Below are 19,610 nucleotides of genomic sequence, written 5' to 3' on the forward strand. Positions count from 1 at the left end.
ACCGTCATGGAACGTATGCGAAAAATGCTGTTATCAGCGCCAAAGAATTATAAAAAATGATGCACGCCAGGGCCGAAAATAGTTATTCGGCCCTTTTATCAGGCAATTGTCGCAATACGTTCCCGAGCGTTACGTTTTGCCTTCTCGCTTAATAGGCCGGAGACATCATCTCGTCCAGAATGCTACTGACCTGTTTCCCGCTCATATTCCGATACCCGCATTCTTTTATTTTCGGAATTCGTTTAGGCAATCCCTTCGCTATTGATTCCGCCTGCTCTCAGCGTCAAGCGCACTTGCCTCGCTTATCACGTTACGCTTTCTGTGGCACTAAATGATTAACCCTCCTAACTAATTGGGTATCTATTAGCAATTTCTCTAACTGAAATGGATGATAATCATGGGATGGGACACAAGAAGCGCCGGAAACTGGGCAAAACATCACGCCGAACCGGGGCCAACGAATAACTGTGCATCGTATGTGCGCAAGGCCATAAAGGCAGGGGGCGTGACCGTAACAAACACGCAAAACGCCAAAGATTACGGCCCAATGCTGGAGTCTGCGGGGTTTAGAAAAATATCTTCAACGCAATCCCCCAGAGCTGGTGACGTGGTAGTGATTCAGCCTTACGCGGGAGGACACGCCGCCGGTCACATGGCTATTTACGACGGCCAGGATTGGTATTCAGACTTTAAACAGCGGGATTTTTGGGGCGGTCCTGGATACCGTTCGTCAAAGCCAGCGCATCAAATGTACAGGAAGGATTGATGAAAGCCCTTTATGTTGTTCTCATGATATTTGCAATTACCGCGTGCAGCTCAGGACGCGATAACGCAGAACGGCGTGTTTCAGATTTCTACACTTACTATCTAAACGTGTTTGCAAATAGTGAAGGGAAAATAAAGCCTGCGCCTGAAAAGATGGATGAATATATTTCGAAGGATACGCTAGCCCAACTAAATACTATCTCTCATATTTATGAGCAGGAGATTATCGACACCGATTACTATACATATGCGCAAGATTATTCAGCAGATTGGATCCCCTTATTGAAAGTTGGAAAAGCTAAAAACTGTTTTGGTGGTGAATACGTCGATGTTTGGTTGGGTCGACAAAACAATCAGACGTATCAAATTGGAGTCTACCTAAAAAGAGAGGGCGGCAAGTGGAAAATATACAGAGTGAAGAATGTTACCGCCGGTTATGAGCATTACATATTTGACGCACACGCCATTGAGAAAGCGAAGCAACATGCTGCAACCACCAATTAAATAGGGAGATTATGACGGCCGCTAAATTAATCCCAATGCGCGGCCGACCTTAACAGTCATTATGCTTTTCTTTCGTCCTCCGGTGGATTCAACAACGTCAGTGCTACGGAATGTTTTATGATTCAGCAATCATTTAAGGATATAAGAGCCCACTCCCGCCAGCGTCAGTCGCTGGCGGGTCAGATATTGCAGACCGTAGAGAACCTGTCATTACGCATCCACGGTGATGAGGATAAGTACGTTCTGCAATATATTGCCCGGTATGTCAAAAAGGGCATCAATGATTCAGACAGAATACGCAGTATGATTAAACGCGCGGTGGACTTAAATACCGTCATGGAACGTATGCGAAAAATGCTGTTATCAGCGCCAAAGAATTATAAAAAATGATGCACGCCAGGGCCGAAAATGGCTATTCGGCCCTTTTATCAGGCAATTGTCGCAATACGCTCCCGACCGTTACGTTTGCCTTCTCGCTTAAGGGGCCGGAGACATCATCTCGTCCAGAATGCTACTGACCTGTTTCATCACCCTTCCCGCCTCGGTAAGCCCGTTCTTTTCCTGTTCCTTCACCCACTCAGACTGAATCTCCTGGTATCGGGTGGCGGCTTTCCATTGCGCAACGTCTTCAGAGTGCAGGATTCTGACCGTCGCACCGCTTTTTTCCAGATCGGCGACTTGTGCGGTGAAACTTTTATCCATTACGGAACCCAGGGATTGATAAGCGACGTCAGCAGCCCGCTGAATCGCCGCCCGATCGTCGCGGGAAAGGTTATCCCAGGTATTTTTATTCATCACCAGCAGGTAAACATGCCCAAGCCAGAGATCCCGCGAAACCAGCACATCAGGCGCGAATCGCTGAGCATTTAACGCATAGCCGCTATCCACATTCAACATTAATCCGTCGAGACTTCCGCTTTGTGAGGCTTTGTAGGTTTCATCTCCCCAGGGCATGGTCACGGCTTTAGCGCCGACATTTTTCAGAAACCCCTGGTGCCAGAAACTGGCGGAGCGCCACGTTCCCCCCTTAAGTCCTTCAGGATTACTCAGCGCGGTAGTGCTAAAAAAAGCCAGCGGATAGCCGGTCGCAATGAAAACATTCACCACATTTTCTTTCTTGAATTCTGCCGAAAAATCCGGGATATCCGCATAAACGCGACGAAAGAAAGCAACCTGCTTTTCCCCGGCAGGGCCGACGGGGAAGCTTTTAAAGATTTGCTGCAATGGTAATACCTTAGCCGCATATTCAGGTACAACAACGGCCATATCCGCTTTGTCCCCCTTTCCCGCCAGAGCCAGAGCCGTATAACCATCACTTAGCTCACCTCCCCAGTGCGCCTCTACCTTCAGGCGACCACGCGACTCTTTTTCGATTGCGGGGAAAAATACGTCATTGATAAAACGAGTGCGCATTCCACCCAGCGGTTCATGGTCGCTGTAGATTAGGGTTTGCGCAGCCGAAGCCGCACCGGGAAACATTAGCATCGCAAACAGAACGGCGATGCATTTTCGTCCTGGTATAGTGGTGAGCATTTCTCTTATCCTTTTGAGAATCATGATGATCGCAGTTGCTGATGAAGCTTAAACAACGGGTTCAGACAGCCAGCGCTGCCCTTCGGTTTTCATCTGCTGTTCGAGCGCACTGCCGCGCGTTGCGAATACACGTGTGACCGGAAATCCGCTTTTTTCCAGCAGGTATGCCAGCGAGGCGTATTCTCGTGGGTATTTTGCTACCGCGCTTTGATCAATATCGACCACGCCCAGCGGGAAGGTAAAACTCCCCATGTCATAAATGCTCTGGCGTCTGAAGAGCTTCCACACGCCATCGCGTTTTTCCGCCATATCGTAAAAGCGATTATGGGTCACCATCCCCAGATTCAGCTTCACATTCTCGCCGATGATCATGGCATTGGTTTCAACAATAGCGCGGTTGACGCTGCTATTGAAGGTCACTACCGGCGTGCCAATCAAATGTTTGGTGCGGATGTCAGAAGCCCCCATACGCATTGAGCCGTCAACAAAATCGCTCGCCAGCCCTTCAAACCAGGTTATCTCAATGGTGCCATCCGGGTGAAACAGCCCGCGAAGTTGATCCCATTCGCCCAGATCGCGATGCATCCAGCCAGTGAGAAGATCGGTAATTTGCTGACGATCCGCCAGGTGATTGTGCATAATTTTTACTCCAGCCAGTTAAGTGGATTCAGTTTCCTCGCCATTAACGTTAAAATCCAATAGATAAATCTTACAGATTATTCAGTTTAGATGAATGATGAGGCCATCGTATGGATCTGCGCCACTTACGCTATTTTCTTGCCGTTGCACAAGAAGGACACTTTGGCCGCGCCGCCGAAAAACTCAATATCGTTCCGCCCGCGCTGAGCATGCAGATCAAGGCGCTGGAAGAAGAGTTAGGCGGCCCGCTGTTTATTCGTACCAGCCGGAAAGTTGAGTTAACCGAAGCGGGAAAATTGTTGCAGACCGAAGCGCAACGCACGCTTGAGCAGGCGGAACATGCCCGTCTGACAGTACAACGGTCGATGCGCGGAGAAACGGGTCTTGTGCGCGTTGGCTTTGCTGGCAACGCGGTGTTCAGCGGCAAATTGACAGAAGATCTGCGCGCCTTTCGCCAGGCCTATCCCGATGCGGAACTGGTTGTGTGCGAAATCGCACCGTTGCTACAAGCGGATGCCATTTTGAGCGGCCAGCTCGACATTGGTTACACACCCGATCACCATAACGTACGCCAGCCAGAATTAGCGGCTGAAAAAATAGGCCTCTGGGGCCGGATGGTCGCCATCGCCGACGATCATCCGCTGGCTTGTGAAACCCATTTGACGGTAGATATGCTGGCTGAAGAGCCCCTCATTTTCTACGACACCCACCGTGCGGATGAGCCGCTTTATATGATGCTTACAGAGATTCTGGGTCATGTTCCGCACGTCGCCCATTGCACCTCCAGCACGCTCAGCGTACTGGCTCTGGCCGCCGCCGGGCAAGGGCTGGCGCTGGTGCCTGAGCCGCTGATGCACATCGCCATTCCCGGCCTGGTCTATCGCTCTCTCGACGCGCCGGAGTTATCGGCCAATCTGATGCTGCTCAGCAGAAAGAACGACAATAACGGCGCGGTAAAGGCTTTTCTGGAGATTGCGCGGAGAAACGTCAGAACCCCGTCAGACCCGCGCTGATATTTGTCGGCATCCCGGAGCGGCGCTCCAGCGCCTCGTTGACGCGATGAATGTCAACGCCGTCGCCCTTCATAAAAGTACGCATCACCGGCGTGATCGGCAGCGGTACTTTTTTGTCAGATTCAAATTCAGTGCGATTACGCGATAACGGCTCATGCACTTCAATCCAGCGACTGCCGTCCGCTTCGACGGTGGTTTTCAGCGGTTGATCGATAATCTGCACGCGAGTGCCCACCGGCACACTGTCAAACAGGTATTTGATGTCATCGTTACGCAACCGGATGCACCCCTGGCTCACGCGCAGCCCAATACCGAAGTTCGCATTTGTGCCATGAATGGCATACAGCTTACCGATATAAATTGCATACAGCCCCATCGGGTTATCCGGCCCGGCGGGGACAAACGCGGGCAGACTTTCGCCTCGTTTAGCATATTCACGTCGGGTATTCGCCGTCGGCGTCCAGCTCGGCGCTTCCTGCTTACGCTCTACCGCAGTCACCCAGTTACGTGGAGTTTCTCGCCCCGCCTCGCCAATGCCAATCGGCAGGACATCAACGGTATCGCCCCCTTTCGGATAGTAGTAAAGACGCATTTCCGCCACGTTAACCACAATGCCTTCACGCACGGTATCCGGCAAAATAAGCTGCTGCGGCACCACCAGCGTCGAACCGGACTTCGGCAAAAAGACGTCCACATCGGGATTCGCTTCGAGCATATTGCTCAGCCCTTGTCCGTACTGCGCCGCAAATGCTTCCAGCGGTTGAGTATTATTGTCCGGGACGGTTATCGTCAGCGGGTTGCCGACCAGACGACTCCCTTCTGGCGGTAGTGGATAACTTACCGCCAGCGCGCTCTGGCTTGCGAACAGCAGAATAAAAGAACAAAACAATTTCACACGAGGCATCATTTCCCTTTCCTCAAATCGCAGCAGATGTCGGTTAATTATAGCTTTTTTATCGCCTTTCCGACGTTAACAGCGAATGAGCGCCACCGAAGGGAAACGATACGGCTTATCTTTATTTACCATCCGGCAGGACAATATTACTTGCCGCCAGTTGCCCCATGTTGCGGTACATCGCGCAGGCGGCTTCAACGATGGGCATTGCCAGCGCTGCGCCGCTGCCTTCGCCAAGACGCATTCCCATATGCAGATACGGCTCCAGCTCCAGGTGCTCCAGCGCAATCCGCGCGCCCTTCTCTGCCGAGAAATGCGACGGAATCAGATACGGTTTAATTTCCGGCGCAATCTGACACGCCGCCAGCGCCGCAGAATAGGAGAGAAAACCATCCAGCACAACCGGCAATCCACATGACGCGGCGCCCAGCATCACGCCCGCCATACCGACCAGGTCAAAACCGCCCACCTTCGCCAGCACCTCAACGCCATCACGCGGATCGGGCCGGTTCACCGCAATAGCGCGGCGCACAACCTCAACTTTATTGCCAATTCTGGAGAGCGGAAGATTCGCGCCAATCCCCACCACATCTTCGGCATCGCTACCGGTCAGTACACTCACAATCGCCGCCGCAGGGGTGGTATTCGCCATTCCCAGTTCGCCAACGCCAAACAGCGTCACGCCGCTTTGCGCCAGTTCGCGGGTGTAGCGCATCACTTCCAGCAGCAGTTCTTCGGCCTGAACGCGGCTCATCGCCGGGCCTGTCGCGATATTCCCGCACCCACGCGCCACGCGCATATTCACCACGCCGGGGATCGGGTCGGCATCAATCCCGACGTCAATCACATGGACTTTTGCCCCGGCCTGAACAGCCAGTACGCAAACACCGGTTGTTCCCTGCGTCATGTTGGCTGCCTGAATGGCGGTGACAACTTTTGGCGAGACCGCAACCCCTTCATCCCACACGCCATGATCGGCACACATCACCAGCATCGCCTTCTTACCGACATGCGGAGTGCCGTTGAGACCGGGCATCCCCGCTAACTGTACGGCCAGCGCTTCCAGGCGCCCGAGGCTGCCCGGCGGCTTGAGCAAGCCGTCAATGTGCTGCCGGGCGTGCGCCATTGCGTCGCTGTCCGGTTTGGGAATATCACGGAGTAAAGAGGTTAACGTCTGCATAAGGGTTCTCATCGTGTTGGCTGGCTCACAGCAGAGCCAGCAGGAAGATCAACTCGCCAAGTTCAATCGCCGCACCCAGCGTATCGCCGGTTTGCCCACCCAACGTGCGTTTTAATAATTGCCCAAGAATAAAAATTGCCGCCAGAGTGACCACCAGCGCAGCGACCCCGCGCATCCCCGGCATGAGTATCGCCGCGAGAATAGCGGTTAATCCCAGCGTGACGCAGGTTTGTCGCCCGGTAACTTTGCCGATAAACACGTTGCCCAGCCCTTCTTCACGGGCATAGCGATGACGATACATCAGCAATACGGCGACACCGCGCCCCGCCGCGCAGGCCATCGCCAGCGCCGCCAGCATCGGCGTGCCTCTCAGCGCCAGTTCGCTAATCACCAGCACTTTCGCCAGCAGGACAAAAATCAACGCCAGCCCGCCGTGGGTGCCCAGGCGGCTGTCACGCATAATTTCCAGCATCCGCTCCCGGCGGCGGGCGGAAAAAATACCGTCACAGGTATCCGCCAGACCGTCGAGGTGAAAACCGCCGGTCAGCAGCGCCAGCGTCAAAACGCAAAACAGGGCCGCCAGTGGAATGCCGCACCAGGACTGAAGCGCCACAAACACCAGGCCGCCAATCGCGCCCAGCAGCATGCCGATTAGCGGGAATGTCACAATACCGCGGGAATACTCCTCAAAATCCAGCCCCTGAGACCAACGGGTCGGAACAGGCAAACGCGAAATAAAAGCGAGCATCGCCCAGAACAACTTACTCATTTAATTTTGACTCCAATACCCGATACCACCAGCCAGACCTCATCCGCCGCCGCAGCCAGACGCTGATTGACCCGCCCGGCGATGTCGCGAAAATGTCGCGCCAGACGATTTTCCGGGACAATGCCCATGCCCACCTCATTGGTCACCAGAACCACCTGAGCCGGACAGCGCTGACAGGCGTCGATCAACGCGCAAATTTCGTCTTCAATCGCCTGCTCCATCGCCGCGTAATCCCAGTTGTCCGGGTTCGTATCGCCGCCCATCGCGAACAATAAATTGGTCACCATGGTCGTGATACACTCCAGCAGAATGGCCTCTTCGGGGGCGTTATCTGGCGTAATCAGCGCATCAAGATGCCGCCAGCATTCCGCTGTCCGCCAGTGCGGCGGTCTGCCATCCCGATGGTGCTGAATTCGCGCCGCCATCTCCTCATCAAAAATCTGCGACGTGGCGATGTACAGCACCTGCGGCGAATCCGCGATTAACGCCTCCGCATGGCGGCTTTTCCCGCTGCGCGCGCCGCCGGTCACCAGAATCATCATACGGGCTCCCGGTGCTGCTGCATGATGGTATAAATTTTCTCAATATCGATGTGTTGTCGCATCGCATCCGCCAGCAGATCAAACTGCTGCGATTTATATTGCGCGTAATGGAAGGCGTGATCCAGCGGCGTCAGCCCCTTACGCACGCGCAGGCCATTGACCAGCGCCCGCGTGAACGCATCGCTGTCGAACAAGCCATGAAGATAGGTGCCAAAGACCAGTCCGTCGTCCGTTACCGCGCCGTCAGCGATAGCGTTTTCGCCTTTGCGTAACGTCATGGCTGGCTGGCATTGTGCATTCAGTGTCGTCTCGCCCATATGAATTTCATACCCGCGCACCGCCAGGCCAGACGCCGCCGCCAGCCATCCCGGCAGCGCAGAGGCCATCTGCCCTTCAACCTGCGTGGTGGTTTTATCCTGCGCGAAGTGCGTGACGGTATTAAGCAGACCAAGACCGGGAAGCGTGCCCAGCCCGGACTCCACCTCATCAATAATGGTGTCGCCCAGCATCTGATAGCCGCCACAGATGCCTGCCACCGGTACGCCCTGACGATGCGCCTGCAACACGCCATGCGCCATTGCGCTTTCACGCAGCCAGACCAGATCGCCAAGCGTATTTTTGCTGCCCGGCAGGATTATCAGGTCCGCGCCCGCCAGTTCTTCAGGATGGCGCACATAGCGCACGCGAACATCCGGCTGCGCCGCCAGCGCGTTGAAATCGGTGAAATTCGAGATGTGCGGCACCTGAACAACGGCAATGTCGATATCACGCCTATCGGTACGCAGGTATTTGCCTTTTTGCAGCGCCACGCCATCCTCATCTTCAAGATCGACCTCCAGCCAGGGCATCACGCCCAGAACCGGCACGCCGGTCAGCGCTTCAATTTGTTCAATGCCGGAGTAGAGCAGCGTCACGTCGCCGCGAAACTTATTGATGATCACCCCTTTCACTCTGGCGCGTTCACTATCATGCAGCAGCGCCAGCGTACCGTAGATAGAGGCAAAAACGCCGCCGCGATCGATATCCGCCACCAGAATGACCGGGCATTGCGCCATTTCCGCCATCCCCATATTGACGATGTCGCGGTCACGCAGGTTTATTTCCGCCGGGCTACCGGCGCCCTCCAGCACCAGAACGTCATATTCTTGCGCCAGGCTATTGTAAACCATGAGGATCTGCTCACGCAGACGCGGCTTATATTCATGGTAGCTAACCGCGTCCATATCGGTGGCGACTTTGCCCATCAACACCACCTGCGCTTTCCGATCGCTGGTCGGTTTCAGCAGAACCGGATTCATCCGCACATCCGGCGCAATCCCCGCCGCTTCCGCCTGGAAAATCTGCGCGCGTCCCATCTCTTTGCCGTCCGGCGTGATGCCGGAATTCAGCGCCATATTCTGTGACTTAAACGGCGCCGTGCGCAGGCCATCCTGATAAAAGATGCGGCACAGCCCCGCCACCAGCACGCTTTTACCTACATCTGATGCCGTTCCCTGCAACATTACTGCCTGCGTCATGACGCCTCCTTCAGCGCGTTCTCTCGCATACGCCCAAAAAATTCTTCTTCCGTTTTACACAGCGGCAACCCCAGTTGCGCATGCAGTTTGACCAGCCACGGTTGCGTCAGCCCGGCTTGTTCGATCAGTTCAGTGCGTGCAAACACCTCCCCCGGTTCACCGTATGCCAGTACCTCGCCACGGCGCAGCACGTAAACGGCATCGCTGACTTCATAAATGAGATCAATATCATGGCTGGAAATAACCACATGATTCCCCTGCGCCACAATCCGCTTGATGATCGCGATCATCTGCGTGCGCCCGGCAGGATCAAGCCCGGCAGTGGGTTCATCCAGCAGCAGGTAGCGGGCCTGCAACACCATCGCACCCGCAATCGCCACGCGTTTTTTTTGCCCGTGGCTTAAACACTGGATCGGCTGATGACGGAAATGCTGCGCATCAACCAGGGTCAACGCATCGTCCACGCGGCGGGCAATCTCATCCTCAGCCACGCCTAGATTTCGCAGACTAAAAGCGATATCGCTGTCGATATCGGTATAAAAAATTTGTTGATCGGGGTCCTGAAAAACGGTTGCCACCTGTTGGCGCAGCGCCAGCAGCCCGCGCTTACTGTAATCCAGCGCTTTTCCCTGCCACAAAACCTCGCCTTTTTGCGGGCGCAGTAAACCGCTCAGGTTCATAAATAGCGTCGATTTTCCGCAGCCGTTCGCGCCCACCAGCCCGGTAACCGCATGGGGGGAGAAATCCAGCGTTAGCCCCTTGAGCACCTGCTCATCCTGATAGCGAAACCAGAGACCGGAAGTGGCAAGCATACGAATCCTTACAGGTGAAAATCACCCTGATACAGTTTGATATCAAGCACGGTGGTCATTTGCTGATAGCGGATAAGCACACGCGTAAACAGCAAACCCACCAGCATTGCCAGAGAACGATAGCCTTTCGGCAAACTACGATAGCCAAAACGCAGCGTTTGCGCGCGATGAATGGCCAGCGCTTCGTCTAACAGGATAAAAATAAAGCGCCATGTCAGCAGGATCTGCTCGGTCAGCAGCCGTGGCACATGCGCGCGCTTAAGCAAAATAATCAGTTGCGGAAACGGCAGATTCAACACCAGCCAGAACGTCGCCGCCAGCGCGCTCAGACTGCGCCAGAAGGTTTCATTGGCGGTATTCAGCCCTGACGAAGTCACCCCCAGCCAGTAATCGCCAACCGGAACGCTTGCCAGTAACGAGTGGGGATCGCGGCTCACGCTGAATAAAATCGTCACCACGCCCACGCTTAAAAAGCCAAACGGTATCGCCATCCAGCGACACCAGCGCCAGAACGAAATCCGCAGCAGCCAGCAGCTCAGCCCGGCGATGAACGCCAGTTCAATACCCTGCCCCAAAGGAGGCAGGGTAAAGGCCAGAATCATCATCAGCAACCAGAGCAAAAACTTACGCACCGGCGTAACATGAAGCCAGCGGCTCTGGTAGCTGAGTCGATCAAGCCCGGTCATCACGGCGCTGTCTGCCTTTGCTGTAACCGAGAATATAGAAAATCACCGCCGCGCCAAGCGAACCTTGCAGCGTAAACAGCAGGCTTTCAATTTCACCGCTGGCCGGTTCATACAATGGCTGGAACCACGGTTCATAGTGCGGCGCCACCACCTGGATCTGGCTTTCCGCTTCGCCGTCAGAGCCACCGAATTCACCGCCATGATCGATAAAAAACGGCAGGATCACCAGGGCAATCACCATAGCTAACAATATCAGCGTCTTTTTCATCTTAATGTCCTTGTACGGTAATCAACCGGCGTTTGGTCAACTGGTCGTAAATCATGACGGTCAGCAGCCCCTCCGCGATCGCAATGGGGATCTGCGTCAGGCAGAAAATCCCCATAAACTTAATCACTGAACCCATTGCCCCAGCCTGCGGGTCCGGGAACGCCACCCCAAGCTGCACCGACGTCACGAAGTACGTCACCAGATCCGCCAGCATGGCGCAAAGAAAGACGCCAACATCGCGGCGCAGCCCGGCGCGGCAGGCCATTTGCCATACCAGATACCCGACAACGGGGCCGATAACCGCCATCGACATCCCGTTCGCACCCAGCGTGGTCAGGCCGCCATGCGCCAGCAGCAGCGCCTGAAACAGCAGCACAATCGCCCCGAGGATCGCCACAACGCCTGGGCCAAATAAAATCACCGCAAGCCCTACCCCTGTCGGGTGCGAGCAACTACCTGTAACAGAAGGAATTTTAAGCGCCGACAGCACGAAGATAAACGCCCCGCACAATGCCAGCAGCACCTTCTGGTTGTTATCTTCCTGCACGATACGGCGCAGGCGCACCAGTCCGTACCACAGGCACGGTAAAAACAGCACCCACCAGGCCAGCGCCCACATCGGCGGCAGGAATCCCTCCATGATATGCATGGCGAACGCCTGTTCCGGGACAACCATCAGCAATAACGCCGCAGCTAACCCGCTGAAAGACAGCTGTTTTAGCTGTTGTTCAAGTTTCATTCTGCATACTCCCACTGTTTGTTGACCAGAATGGTCGAAAAATAGGGCAGCGGCTGCTCGTCGCTGACCTCATTCAGGTGACGCCAGCACTGCTCACCGGGCAGCGTGGCTTCTGCCATCATCAGGGCGCACGCCAGCAAACCTTCCTGTTGCAGCAATGCTTTAATGCGCGCGAAGCGACCGTAGACCTTCATCAGCACCAGACTGTCATGCTGTCTTAACGCCTGCTGAATTGTCTCTTCCGCCGCGGTGCAGGAGATCACCGCCAGCGATTGTTGTTCCATCGCCAGCGGCGTTTTTGCGCGGGCGGCAATGGCGGCAAACGAGGTGACGCCAGGAACGATTTCCAGCCACGCCGGGTTGCCGATCCGCTGGAGTAAAAAGACCCAGGTGCTGAACAGCATGGCATCGCCGAGGGTGATAAATCCCACCTGTTTACCCGCCTCCACTTCCTGAACCAGCGCTGCGGCTACCTCATTCCAGACGGCTTCTTTTTCCGCGCTGTCAGCGCTCATTGGAAAGTGGCAGCAGCGGACTTCCGTCTGCTCACCCAGATATTCACGCACAATAGAGAGCGCCAGACTGTCGCCGCCTTTGCGCCCTGCCGGAGCGTAAAGGATATCGAGCGAGCCAAGTATTCGCGCCGCGCGCACGGTGATCAGATCGGCTGCGCCCGGCCCGGTGCTTAACGCATACAGCTTTCCACTCATGCCGCTTCCTCCATGGCCGTATTCAGCGCCTGTTGCAGATGCGCCACGAACATGGCGCGTACCGCCGGATTCTCCCCCAGACCGCTCAGCCACGGCGTCGCCGGGATGCCTGCGGCGTTGAACTGCGTTTTCCAGGAGTCCTCTTCATCGGAAGCCATATCGTTGATGGCATGATCGCCGGCGACAAGCATCAGCGGCATCAGATGCACCGCCGTTACGCCTTCCTGACGTAAGCTCCCGATGAGAATATCCACCTCCGGGTAACTCTCAACCGCTCCCACACGCGCCGGAAAACGCTGCGCCGTCATCATATGGTCCAGACACGCATAGGCCGCAAAGGCGTGATGGCTGGCGCCGTGCCCCATAAACACCACTTTCTCCGTCGCGCCAAGCGTTGGCATCTGCTGCTGTAAAGCCTGCATCAGCTGCGCGTAATCGGCATGGCTACTCAACAGCGGCACGCCGAGCGTAAGACGGGTAAATAACGGGCGCAGAGTCTGAACTTCACGCACAATTTTTTCGTATTCGTCGCCGTTAATAATGTGCAGGGACTGAATCGCCACATCCTGATACCCCTGTTCAGCAAGCTTCTGCAATGCCTGAAGCGGCGTATCGATTTCAATGCCGTCACGCTGTTTGAGCTTGCGGATAATCATCCCGGAGGTGAACGCGCGAAACAGATCGCGATCCGGGCAGCTGGCTGCCAGATCGCGTTCGCAGGCCACAATGTTCTTCTCACAGGTGTCGTGATAGCTGGTGCCAAAACTCACCACCAGAAGCGCTTTTTTCATCTCTTACTCCTTAAGCAGCGGCCAGCCAGCGCGCCAAACGCTGCGCAAATGCGGCCTGACTTTCCAGTAACTCATCACCCGTTACAAGCGTTGCCGGGCGGGTAATCACGATGCAGGGGATACCGGCATCCAGACAGGGTTGAACTTTTTCCTGATAACCGCCCTCCGCCCCCGATGCTTTTGTCACCACGACATCGGCCTGGCACTGACGATAAAACGCCGCGTTAAATTCAGCGCTGAACGGCCCGCACAGGGCGAAAATCTCACCAACGCCAAATCCCAGGTCGGCACATTGCTGAATGACCTCAGGAACAGGTAAGACGCGGGCCAGCAGTTTTTTGTGCGGCAACCCGGCTCGCCAGGTCGCCAGATCTTTACTTCCGGTCGTTAACAGAACGCGTTCGCCAAAGCGCTGCGCCACATCGCAAGCCTCAGCAATCGTGTGGACATGGTGCAACAGCGGGTGCGTAAGCTCGCTGAGCTGTTCCGGGCGCTGATAGCGGCTCAGCAACACCCCCGCGCGTTCACAGGCGTGCATAATGTTGCGGCTGACGACCTCGGCATACGGGTGCGACGCATCAATGACCCAACGCGTGCGGTGCGCTTTCAGCCAGGCCACCATCTCCTCTGGCTCCAGGCGCCCGCAGCGGATCTGACCTTTAATGTCGCCAGCCAGCTGCTTTCCTGTCGGCGTGGCAACCGACAGGGTGTATGCCACCTTTGCCGCATCCAGTTGCTGACACAGCATCCGGGCATCGCTGGTGCCGCCCATAACCAGCACGTCGCCGTAACTCACAGTACGTAACCTCGCGGCGTGATCATCAGACCATCCTGTACGTAAGTGGCTTTGTTGCCGACAATCACCAGGCTGGTCATATCGACAGGCTCAAAATCCATATCGCCGAGCGTGGTCAGCCATTTTTCCTGCTTTTTACGCCCGGCCGACTTCACCACGCCAACCGGCGTTTGCGCGTTTTTGCTGGCGGACAGCAGTTCAAAAGCACGCGCCAGATGACCTTCACGGCCACGGCTGCGCGGGTTATAGAAACAGATCACGAAGTCTGCTTCTCCGGCGGCGATAATCCGTTTTTCGATGACCGGCCACGGCGTCAGGAGATCGCTCAGGCTGATATGACAGAAATCGTGCATCAACGGTGCGCCCAGCAGGGAGGCCGCCGCGATACTGGCGGTCATGCCGGGGATCAGCCGCACTTCAACGTCCAGCTTCTGTTTACTGACCAGTTCCAGCACCAGCCCCGCCATGCCATAAATCCCCGCATCGCCGCTGCTGATCAGCGCCACATTGTGTCCGGCCTGCGCCAGTTCAATCGCCGCCTGACAGCGTTCGATCTCTTTGCACATTCCGGTTTTGATCACCTGCTTGTCGCCGGTAAAGGCTTTTACCAGATGGGTATACGTTTTATAGCCAACGACAATTTCCGCCGCCTGTAAGGCTTCTACGGCTTCCATCGTCATCATTGCCTGCGAGCCAGGGCCAATTCCAATTACGCTTAACATCAGTGTGAAACTCCCAAAGTAATAGTAACGCCCTGTTCGCGCAGGGTTTCGCCAGACAGTTTTCCGTGACTTAACAGCCAGGCCGCCGGGCCGGATACGCTGCCCACACCGACGGTTTGCCGCACAAATCTGGAGGCCGGGAAGCGATGTTCATGCTCACGCAACGCGTCAGCGGTAAAGGTTTCAAAGGGAACGCGACAGCAGGAGGCAAGCTGGATTAATCCCTGCTCATCTTTTTTGAGCGAGACGCTGCCAATCGCTTTCAACGCCAGCGGATCAAATTTCTGCGCCTCCAGCTGTCGCGCCAGCAGCGCTGCCAGCAGCGGGAACGGCGTGTCGCGGCGACAGCCGATTCCGGCGACCACCCGCTGCGGCACCAGCTTCCAGTGTCGGACGGGTATTTCTGGCAATTCATTGCGCAAAGTGATGCAAATCAGCGCATCAAGCTCAGGAAGTTGGTGCAGGTCGGTCACGGTGATGAACCCGCGTCGATCGCAGTGACTGACATCGTCTGCCAGCTCCTCATCCCACCACAGCCCGACGCGCTGGTGGCTGACCAGCATCTGGTTGACGATTTTTACCGCCGAGCGGAAATCGGTCATCCGGGCATTGAGCTGAAATGCCAGCGTATCAAGCGCCGCCATATCGTTAACGTCAGTCGCCGTCGTGATGACCGGATCGGCACCGAGCATGCCCGCCAGATAGCGGGTCAGCGCATTGGCGCCCCCCGCATGACCAGAGAGCAGGCTGATCACATGCTGGCCTCGCTCGTCGATCACCACCACCGCCGGATCGCTGAATTTGTCGTTTACCAGCGGCGCCAGCACGCGTACCGCGATGCCGGTCGCACCGATAAAAATCAGCGCCGAATAGTTAGCAAACGCATCGCGGGCCGATTGTGCAAATCCGCCTTCGAAGGGCATAAACCCGTCGTCCAGCAGTTTCTCACTGGTAAAGCAGGTTAACGGCAGCATCGCCGCCAGCCGCTTCGCAAGCTGTACGCCGCCGGGCGTCAGACAAAACAGGGCTATAGATTCAGGCTTTACGGTATTCATGGCTAAAGTCCGCCGCATAGAGTTTTGAGTAGTGATACTCATCCCCCAGGAAATTCCCGACCAGAATGAGCGCCGTTTTACGGATACCCGCCTCACGTACTTTGTCACCGATATCCGCCAGCGTGCCGCGCACGGTCTGGCTTTCCGGCCAGGTCGCTTTGTAGATAACCGCCACTGGCGTGGTGGTCGGATAGCCACCTTCAATCAGCCGCTCGGCAACCCGGTGAATACGCTGCACGGAGAGATAAATCGCCATTGACGTCTGGTGGCTGGCGAAGGACTCCAGCTGTTCACGTTCCGGCACCGGAGTACGCCCTTCCAGGCGGGTAATGATGAGGCTTTGCGAAACTTCCGGGACGGTATACTCCACCCCCAGCTCCGCAGCAGCGCCGAGAAACGCGCTGACGCCCGGCACCACCTGCCAGTCGATGCCGCGCCGGGTAAGTTCTTCGCCCTGCTCACGCACGGAGCCGTACAGCGACACATCGCCCGTTTGCAGGCGTACGACCGTTTTTCCGGCCTTCACGCCCGCTTCCATCAGGTCCAGAATTTGCTCCAGATGCAGTTCGGCGCTGTCGTGGCACTCAGCGCCTGGCGGGCAATAGTCCAGCAGCTCAGTATTAATCAGCGATCCGGCATAAATAACGACCTGCGCCTGCTGCAACAGGCGATAACCTTTAAGCGTGATCAGTTCACGATCGCCCGGACCTGCGCCGACAAACCATACACAGCGGGGATCAAATGTCTCAGACATGGTTCTCTTCCTTCTGACAGGCGATAACAAAAACAGGATTATTCGGTTTGAAATAGTGGCCACTGCCGAGGGGAGTGAGTGACGACACCTGCACTTGCAGGCAATCCACCTCATGGATGCCAATCTGTGTCAGATATTCCAGCGCAGTATTCAGGTTTTCCTGAAGGATAAAGGTCATCACCAGACGGCCGCCGGGATGCAATTGCCGCATAGCCCAGTCAATCAGCGTCGTCAGATGGCCGCCGCTCCCGCCCATAAACACCGCATCCGCTTTTTCAGTCATCGTCATCGGCGCTTCACCCGGCAGAATGTCGATATTGCCGCAGGCAAAATGCTGGCGGTTTTCATCCAGCAACCGCAGGGCTGCCGGGTTACGTTCAATCGCCGTAACGTGCAGCGAAGGGTGCTGTAACGCCGCCTCTATCGACACACTCCCGGTCCCGGCGCCTACGTCAATCAGATGGCTGGCACGGTGCAAATCAAGTTTTGAGAGCGCGAGCGCGCGAACCGCTTCTTTGGTCATCGGCACGTTCTCGCCACGTAGAAAAAGCTCATCTTTCATCAAGGATCACCACTGCGTTCATGTCATAGTCGGCATTGACTTCACTGACGCGCAGCCAGTGAATCCGCTCGTTTTCCATTGCCAGGTTTTCGCCTATCACCATCCAGCGATGCCCCTTGTCGCGCGCCATTAACTGCGTCGCAATTTCTCGCGGCCCGCAGCGGGCATCCGTCACCATCGCGACCTTGCGATGACGCGCCAGCTCATCAAAACAGACGCTGCGACCGTGGCTGCTGGTCAGCCACATATCGTTCATATCGATACCCGATTGCGCGCACAGATATTGCACTGCGCTGATACCGGGAATAATGCGCACCCGCTCAATGCCAAAATGGGCCACCATGCGCGTCCCGATGCCGTAAAACAGCGGATCGCCGGACGCCAGCACCACGATGCGTTTGTCCTGCTGCCCGGCAATCCAGTTGAGCAATTCCGCAATATTGGCGCCCAGAACAAACTGTTCGCCGGTGAACGCAGGAAACTGCAATAAATGACGCTTTCCCCCCACCAGCACATCGGCATCCGCCACGGCCTCGCGTGCCGCTGGCGTCATCAAATGCAGCCCTGCCGGCCCCATGCCCACTACCGTTAGCATTGCATCTCCTCCACAATCTCTTCGATCGGACGATTGCTACCGAGGATCTGGTTATCAAAAGAGAACATGATGGCGTCGCAGGTAGGTGGCGTTTTCGTGAAGCGCAGCATCTGCATCACGCGCATACAGATGCGTTGCGCAAGATGGTTGTAAATATGTTGAAAACCGTATGCTTCAATGTGCTCCATTGCCGCTTCGGTGGTATCGCAGTCGCTGACCCGGGTCAGTAACTCAAGCGGCGCGCCAAGCAGTGCCAGATGCGCCACCAGGGTTTCCATGCGGGCATCTGCGATGTGGCTGTGAGTGTGGAAAATCCCCGCGGCTATTTTAATCAACTTACCGGGATGGCCGATCAACACGATATGGCGGTATCCCAGACGTACCGCTTCTTCAATCATGTAGCCGACGAAATTGCTCATGGTGACGACAACCTGCGTGTCGATCCCCATCTGTTCGCGCACAAAACGCTCGCCGTGGTTTCCCGGCACCAGCACAACGCGTTCCAGACCGGCGGCGCGTTTGATTTCCAGCTCCAGCGACAGCGAGCGTTTCCAGCTCTCCTCCGACATCGGAGTGACAATGCCGGTGGTTCCAATGATCGAAATACCGCCCAAAATACCGAGGCGCGCGTTATAGGTTTTCTGCGCCCGTTCTTCCCCCTCCGGGGCAAAAATTTCAATATCCGCTCCCCGCGCCGGGCCTATCGCTTCGCGTACTACAGACTCAATGGTATGGCGCGGAGTACGATTAATCGCCGCGCTGCCCACCGGCAGTCCAATTCCCTTACGCGTCACGGTTCCCACGCCTTCTCCGCCCTGCAACGTAATCTCGCCGCTATCGTTCAGCGTTACGCGGGCAAAAATCAGCATTCCGTGCGTGGCATCGACATCATCGCCGCCGTCCTTACGGATCGCGGCAATCGCCTGCCGCCCTTCGATATGCGGCGACTCGACGTTCAGGCACAATGTCACCCCGGACGGCGTAACGATGGAGACCTGATGAATCAGATGCTGGCGTAACACCATCAACGCGGCGACCTTTGCCGCAGCGGTCGCGCACGATCCGGTGGTATACCCTTTTCGCAACGCTTTGCCGTTGTGCCAGACAGGCGCGTCGAAGGATTGATCGCTCATCGCGCCCCCTGCAAGTAATAGAGCATGGCGTTTACGATCGCGGCGGCGACGTTGCTTCCTCCTTTACGCCCCAGCGCCGCGATAGCTGGCAACGCGCTTTTCGTCAGCGCATCTTTAGACTCCGCCGCCCCGACGAACCCGACCGGTACGCCTACCACGCCGCTCACGGCAACGTCATGCTCAAGCAACCGGAACAGCGCCGTCGGTGCATTGCCGAATACAAACACCTTTTCACTCTCTTCCGTCACGGCGATATCCACCGCCGCCATTGATCGGGTAATCCCCTGCGCTTTTGCTTCCGCCACAACTCGCGGATCGCTGATATAGCAACGGCATTCACCGCCAAACGTCGCCAGCAATGTTTTATTGATGCCGGAAAGCGCCATTGTAGTATCGGTATAGATAATGGATGGGCGACTCAGCGCCGCGCAGAGTCGCTCCAGCGCGTCATCGGAAAACCAGAGAATATCCAGCCAGTCAAAGTCGGCGGTGGTGTGAATCACCCGCTTGATGATCGCTTCGTGAAGCGGGCTGGCAAACTGATACTCCGGGCGTGTCTCGCGAATGATCTCGCCAATGATGTCGAAACTTTTGGCCTCAATCGCCTGGGGCTGCTGAATATATTGCATC

The 19,610-nt window shown here is 56.0% G+C and carries 25 protein-coding genes; 4 read left to right on the plus strand and 21 right to left on the minus strand.

The window, feature by feature from the left end:
- The first annotated feature begins 397 nt into the window (after window positions 1-397).
- The 3 genes from OGV79_RS17700 to OGV79_RS17710 all read left to right on the plus strand — a co-directional run bounded on the left by OGV79_RS17700 (window position 398) and on the right by OGV79_RS17710 (window position 1,659).
- The gene (locus tag OGV79_RS17700; protein ID WP_024130212.1) at window positions 398-766 is read left to right on the plus strand and encodes an NlpC/P60 family protein; all 369 of its coding nucleotides are present in this window, start codon (window positions 398-400) and stop codon (window positions 764-766) included.
- Entirely contained in the window at window positions 766-1,269 is a 504-nt protein-coding gene (locus OGV79_RS17705) for a YqhG/Tai3 family protein (RefSeq protein ID WP_012131801.1), read from the plus strand. The genes OGV79_RS17700 and OGV79_RS17705 overlap by 1 nt, the downstream gene beginning before the upstream one ends.
- Window positions 1,270-1,386: 117 nt before the next feature.
- Complete coding sequence (locus OGV79_RS17710) at window positions 1,387-1,659, plus strand: hypothetical protein (protein WP_200030336.1); 273 nt, start codon at window positions 1,387-1,389, stop codon at window positions 1,657-1,659.
- 87 nt (window positions 1,660-1,746) lie between these two features.
- Here the strand turns inward: OGV79_RS17710 and dctP are convergent, their stop codons facing one another.
- Both dctP and OGV79_RS17720 read right to left on the minus strand, forming a co-directional pair.
- A complete protein-coding gene (gene dctP / locus OGV79_RS17715; RefSeq protein WP_286468756.1) occupies window positions 1,747-2,802 on the minus strand; it encodes a TRAP transporter substrate-binding protein DctP in 1,056 nt (351 codons plus the stop codon).
- A 48-nt stretch (window positions 2,803-2,850) separates the two neighbouring features.
- Window positions 2,851-3,441 carry a nuclear transport factor 2 family protein gene (locus tag OGV79_RS17720; protein ID WP_286468757.1) on the minus strand — a complete coding sequence of 197 codons (591 nt, stop codon included), beginning with the start codon at window positions 3,439-3,441 and terminating at the stop codon, window positions 2,851-2,853.
- 110 nt (window positions 3,442-3,551) lie between these two features.
- Between OGV79_RS17720 and OGV79_RS17725 the strand changes: the two genes are divergently transcribed.
- Entirely contained in the window at window positions 3,552-4,454 is a 903-nt protein-coding gene (locus OGV79_RS17725) for a LysR substrate-binding domain-containing protein (protein WP_286468758.1), read from the plus strand.
- Here OGV79_RS17725 and ldtA read toward each other — a convergent pair.
- The 19 genes from ldtA to OGV79_RS17820 form a co-directional block, all read right to left on the minus strand.
- Window positions 4,429-5,358, minus strand: coding sequence for a L,D-transpeptidase (gene ldtA / locus OGV79_RS17730; protein WP_058669460.1), 930 nt, complete (start codon window positions 5,356-5,358; stop codon window positions 4,429-4,431). The two genes, OGV79_RS17725 and ldtA, sit on opposite strands and share 26 nt — an antisense overlap.
- A 112-nt stretch (window positions 5,359-5,470) precedes the next feature.
- On the minus strand, window positions 5,471-6,529 hold the full coding sequence (cobT, locus tag OGV79_RS17735; protein ID WP_286468759.1) for a nicotinate-nucleotide--dimethylbenzimidazole phosphoribosyltransferase: 1,059 nt from the start codon (window positions 6,527-6,529) through the stop codon (window positions 5,471-5,473).
- A gap of 25 nt (window positions 6,530-6,554) precedes the next feature.
- The gene (gene cobS, locus OGV79_RS17740; RefSeq protein ID WP_058669344.1) at window positions 6,555-7,298 is read right to left on the minus strand and encodes an adenosylcobinamide-GDP ribazoletransferase; all 744 of its coding nucleotides are present in this window, start codon (window positions 7,296-7,298) and stop codon (window positions 6,555-6,557) included.
- Entirely contained in the window at window positions 7,295-7,840 is a 546-nt protein-coding gene (gene cobU, locus OGV79_RS17745; RefSeq protein ID WP_286468760.1) for a bifunctional adenosylcobinamide kinase/adenosylcobinamide-phosphate guanylyltransferase, read from the minus strand. The genes cobS and cobU overlap by 4 nt, the downstream gene beginning before the upstream one ends.
- Window positions 7,837-9,357 (minus strand): cobyric acid synthase, encoded by a 1,521-nt coding sequence (locus OGV79_RS17750; protein WP_286468761.1) that lies wholly within the window; start codon window positions 9,355-9,357, stop codon window positions 7,837-7,839. Before OGV79_RS17750 ends, cobU begins: the two co-directional genes overlap by 4 nt.
- Complete coding sequence (locus OGV79_RS17755) at window positions 9,354-10,169, minus strand: energy-coupling factor ABC transporter ATP-binding protein (protein WP_012131791.1); 816 nt, start codon at window positions 10,167-10,169, stop codon at window positions 9,354-9,356. The genes OGV79_RS17750 and OGV79_RS17755 overlap by 4 nt, the downstream gene beginning before the upstream one ends.
- An 8-nt stretch (window positions 10,170-10,177) precedes the next feature.
- A complete protein-coding gene (locus OGV79_RS17760; RefSeq protein WP_286460372.1) occupies window positions 10,178-10,855 on the minus strand; it encodes an energy-coupling factor ABC transporter transmembrane protein in 678 nt (225 codons plus the stop codon).
- Window positions 10,842-11,123 (minus strand): energy-coupling factor ABC transporter substrate-binding protein, encoded by a 282-nt coding sequence (locus tag OGV79_RS17765; protein ID WP_012131789.1) that lies wholly within the window; start codon window positions 11,121-11,123, stop codon window positions 10,842-10,844. The genes OGV79_RS17760 and OGV79_RS17765 overlap by 14 nt, the downstream gene beginning before the upstream one ends.
- A gap of 1 nt (window position 11,124) precedes the next feature.
- On the minus strand, window positions 11,125-11,862 hold the full coding sequence (cbiM, locus tag OGV79_RS17770; RefSeq protein WP_286468762.1) for a cobalt ECF transporter S component CbiM: 738 nt from the start codon (window positions 11,860-11,862) through the stop codon (window positions 11,125-11,127).
- Entirely contained in the window at window positions 11,859-12,572 is a 714-nt protein-coding gene (locus OGV79_RS17775) for a cobalt-factor II C(20)-methyltransferase (RefSeq protein ID WP_058669348.1), read from the minus strand. Before OGV79_RS17775 ends, cbiM begins: the two co-directional genes overlap by 4 nt.
- Window positions 12,569-13,363, minus strand: a complete 795-nt coding sequence (cbiK, locus tag OGV79_RS17780; protein ID WP_012131786.1) for a sirohydrochlorin cobaltochelatase — start codon at window positions 13,361-13,363, stop codon at window positions 12,569-12,571. Before cbiK ends, OGV79_RS17775 begins: the two co-directional genes overlap by 4 nt.
- A 10-nt stretch (window positions 13,364-13,373) precedes the next feature.
- Window positions 13,374-14,159: a cobalt-precorrin-6A reductase gene (locus OGV79_RS17785; RefSeq protein WP_012131785.1), complete on the minus strand. Its 786-nt coding sequence runs from the start codon at window positions 14,157-14,159 to the stop codon at window positions 13,374-13,376.
- Entirely contained in the window at window positions 14,156-14,881 is a 726-nt protein-coding gene (locus OGV79_RS17790; RefSeq protein ID WP_012131784.1) for a precorrin-3B C(17)-methyltransferase, read from the minus strand. The genes OGV79_RS17785 and OGV79_RS17790 overlap by 4 nt, the downstream gene beginning before the upstream one ends.
- Window positions 14,881-15,936, minus strand: coding sequence for a cobalt-precorrin 5A hydrolase (gene cbiG / locus OGV79_RS17795; RefSeq protein ID WP_286449145.1), 1,056 nt, complete (start codon window positions 15,934-15,936; stop codon window positions 14,881-14,883). The genes OGV79_RS17790 and cbiG overlap by 1 nt, the downstream gene beginning before the upstream one ends.
- On the minus strand, window positions 15,917-16,690 hold the full coding sequence (locus OGV79_RS17800; RefSeq protein WP_012131782.1) for a cobalt-precorrin-4 methyltransferase: 774 nt from the start codon (window positions 16,688-16,690) through the stop codon (window positions 15,917-15,919). Before OGV79_RS17800 ends, cbiG begins: the two co-directional genes overlap by 20 nt.
- Window positions 16,683-17,252, minus strand: coding sequence for a decarboxylating cobalt-precorrin-6B (C(15))-methyltransferase (locus tag OGV79_RS17805; protein ID WP_012131781.1), 570 nt, complete (start codon window positions 17,250-17,252; stop codon window positions 16,683-16,685). Before OGV79_RS17805 ends, OGV79_RS17800 begins: the two co-directional genes overlap by 8 nt.
- Window positions 17,242-17,847 carry a cobalt-precorrin-7 (C(5))-methyltransferase gene (locus tag OGV79_RS17810; protein WP_047462737.1) on the minus strand — a complete coding sequence of 202 codons (606 nt, stop codon included), beginning with the start codon at window positions 17,845-17,847 and terminating at the stop codon, window positions 17,242-17,244. Before OGV79_RS17810 ends, OGV79_RS17805 begins: the two co-directional genes overlap by 11 nt.
- Entirely contained in the window at window positions 17,841-18,980 is a 1,140-nt protein-coding gene (gene cbiD / locus OGV79_RS17815; RefSeq protein WP_012131779.1) for a cobalt-precorrin-5B (C(1))-methyltransferase CbiD, read from the minus strand. Before cbiD ends, OGV79_RS17810 begins: the two co-directional genes overlap by 7 nt.
- The gene (locus tag OGV79_RS17820) at window positions 18,977-19,609 is read right to left on the minus strand and encodes a cobalt-precorrin-8 methylmutase (protein WP_012131778.1); all 633 of its coding nucleotides are present in this window, start codon (window positions 19,607-19,609) and stop codon (window positions 18,977-18,979) included. Before OGV79_RS17820 ends, cbiD begins: the two co-directional genes overlap by 4 nt.
- Window position 19,610: the final 1 nt, after the last annotated feature.

Source organism: Citrobacter sp. CK185 (assembly GCF_030333565.1).
Lineage (GTDB): Bacteria > Pseudomonadota > Gammaproteobacteria > Enterobacterales > Enterobacteriaceae > Citrobacter_B > Citrobacter_B koseri.

Coding starts and splice junctions, on each gene's coding strand:
- OGV79_RS17700 (WP_024130212.1), top strand. CDS start 398: ATGGGATGGGACACAAGAAGCGCCGGAAACTGGGCAAAACATCACGCC.
- OGV79_RS17705 (WP_012131801.1), top strand. CDS start 766: ATGAAAGCCCTTTATGTTGTTCTCATGATATTTGCAATTACCGCGTGC.
- OGV79_RS17710 (WP_200030336.1), top strand. CDS start 1,387: ATGATTCAGCAATCATTTAAGGATATAAGAGCCCACTCCCGCCAGCGT.
- dctP (WP_286468756.1), bottom strand. CDS start 2,802: ATGCTCACCACTATACCAGGACGAAAATGCATCGCCGTTCTGTTTGCG.
- OGV79_RS17720 (WP_286468757.1), bottom strand. CDS start 3,441: ATGCACAATCACCTGGCGGATCGTCAGCAAATTACCGATCTTCTCACT.
- OGV79_RS17725 (WP_286468758.1), top strand. CDS start 3,552: ATGGATCTGCGCCACTTACGCTATTTTCTTGCCGTTGCACAAGAAGGA.
- ldtA (WP_058669460.1), bottom strand. CDS start 5,358: ATGCCTCGTGTGAAATTGTTTTGTTCTTTTATTCTGCTGTTCGCAAGC.
- cobT (WP_286468759.1), bottom strand. CDS start 6,529: ATGCAGACGTTAACCTCTTTACTCCGTGATATTCCCAAACCGGACAGC.
- cobS (WP_058669344.1), bottom strand. CDS start 7,298: ATGAGTAAGTTGTTCTGGGCGATGCTCGCTTTTATTTCGCGTTTGCCT.
- cobU (WP_286468760.1), bottom strand. CDS start 7,840: ATGATGATTCTGGTGACCGGCGGCGCGCGCAGCGGGAAAAGCCGCCAT.
- OGV79_RS17750 (WP_286468761.1), bottom strand. CDS start 9,357: ATGACGCAGGCAGTAATGTTGCAGGGAACGGCATCAGATGTAGGTAAA.
- OGV79_RS17755 (WP_012131791.1), bottom strand. CDS start 10,169: ATGCTTGCCACTTCCGGTCTCTGGTTTCGCTATCAGGATGAGCAGGTG.
- OGV79_RS17760 (WP_286460372.1), bottom strand. CDS start 10,855: ATGACCGGGCTTGATCGACTCAGCTACCAGAGCCGCTGGCTTCATGTT.
- OGV79_RS17765 (WP_012131789.1), bottom strand. CDS start 11,123: ATGAAAAAGACGCTGATATTGTTAGCTATGGTGATTGCCCTGGTGATC.
- cbiM (WP_286468762.1), bottom strand. CDS start 11,862: ATGAAACTTGAACAACAGCTAAAACAGCTGTCTTTCAGCGGGTTAGCT.
- OGV79_RS17775 (WP_058669348.1), bottom strand. CDS start 12,572: ATGAGTGGAAAGCTGTATGCGTTAAGCACCGGGCCGGGCGCAGCCGAT.
- cbiK (WP_012131786.1), bottom strand. CDS start 13,363: ATGAAAAAAGCGCTTCTGGTGGTGAGTTTTGGCACCAGCTATCACGAC.
- OGV79_RS17790 (WP_012131784.1), bottom strand. CDS start 14,881: ATGTTAAGCGTAATTGGAATTGGCCCTGGCTCGCAGGCAATGATGACG.
- cbiG (WP_286449145.1), bottom strand. CDS start 15,936: ATGAATACCGTAAAGCCTGAATCTATAGCCCTGTTTTGTCTGACGCCC.
- OGV79_RS17800 (WP_012131782.1), bottom strand. CDS start 16,690: ATGTCTGAGACATTTGATCCCCGCTGTGTATGGTTTGTCGGCGCAGGT.
- OGV79_RS17805 (WP_012131781.1), bottom strand. CDS start 17,252: ATGAAAGATGAGCTTTTTCTACGTGGCGAGAACGTGCCGATGACCAAA.
- OGV79_RS17810 (WP_047462737.1), bottom strand. CDS start 17,847: ATGCTAACGGTAGTGGGCATGGGGCCGGCAGGGCTGCATTTGATGACG.
- cbiD (WP_012131779.1), bottom strand. CDS start 18,980: ATGAGCGATCAATCCTTCGACGCGCCTGTCTGGCACAACGGCAAAGCG.
- OGV79_RS17820 (WP_012131778.1), bottom strand. CDS start 19,609: ATGCAATATATTCAGCAGCCCCAGGCGATTGAGGCCAAAAGTTTCGAC.